The sequence below is a fragment of the Mesorhizobium sp. M7A.F.Ca.AU.001.01.1.1 genome, assembly GCF_004022735.1.
GTDB classification, from domain to species: domain Bacteria; phylum Pseudomonadota; class Alphaproteobacteria; order Rhizobiales; family Rhizobiaceae; genus Mesorhizobium; species Mesorhizobium ciceri.
In genome coordinates, this window is the sequence record NZ_RZPF01001198.1 from 1 (window position 1) to 961 (window position 961).

Consider the following 961-nt stretch of genomic DNA (forward strand, 5'->3'; position numbering starts at 1 on the left):
CAGGTGCTGATTTGCGCCAGTGACCCGCCGAGCAGGCGGGTTTTTCGTTTGATGCTCCGTCAGCCAATGCGCCGAAGGGTCCAGAGGAACCTGTTGACCCGTAGTCGCGACCTAAAGGCCTGGGTTCCTCGCCCCGAGGGGCTTTTATCCCGAACAAAATTTTTTGTTTGCGTACGGATGTTATTCACTATCCACAGCATGTGCGTTACGTTGGATCCGGGTCGGGCTAAGGGGGATTTCAGGCGACAGACAAGCGGCTGAGGCCAGGCAATGGAAAATACGGACGATGCTCGGGAAGGCGGCAATTCCCAGGGCGTCAATCGAGAACGGACAGCTCGATATGTCCTGGACATAATCCCTGAAAGCGCAGGCCCCTGGAGGGCCACCGCGGCGCGGAGTGTCATAGACTCAGCCCGCGATCCCGTCTCGCAGACATTCCCGGCCAAAGAGCATTCCACTGGAATTGCGCTGCGGCCCGCACGCCGATCGAGAGCCTTGCTCGGCAGCGACCGGATCACGCGGTACGATACGCCGACCGGATGTCGCGTCGTCAATCCGGCGGGTGTGGACAGCAAGCCGGCCTGGTCCCTGACCCGGGAGAACGCCGTCGTTTCCATCGCTCCCGAAGCGCTGGCGCAATTGGCCGTGCATGAATTCGATCTCGCCGAACTCGATCCGCCTGCTTTCGGCACGGTCGACCCGGCCGATCTGCTGCGCACCCACCCAGGCCGCAACAGGCGCCTTGCGGCGTTTTCCAGAATACATCTTGCTGCAAATCCGCCCCAAGCTCCGCAGGAATCGTCTGGAATGTCATGCAGTCCGCGCGTTGTACGCCGTCCGGCCGGAACGCTCTCATGAATGGGGTTGGCTACGCCGGTCAGCTTCGATCAATCACGATTTGTTTTTCAGGGGAACGCGGAAGGAAGCCTAGGGTTGAACCTCATCTGGGACGAATCAGGAG

General features: G+C 60.5%; 1 protein-coding gene. It reads left to right on the top strand.

The features are described 5' to 3' along the window. Positions 1 to 495: 495 nt before the first annotated feature. Entirely contained in the window at positions 496 to 858 is a 363-nt protein-coding gene (locus EN884_RS38860; RefSeq protein WP_063168905.1) for a hypothetical protein, read from the top strand. Positions 859 to 961: the final 103 nt, after the last annotated feature.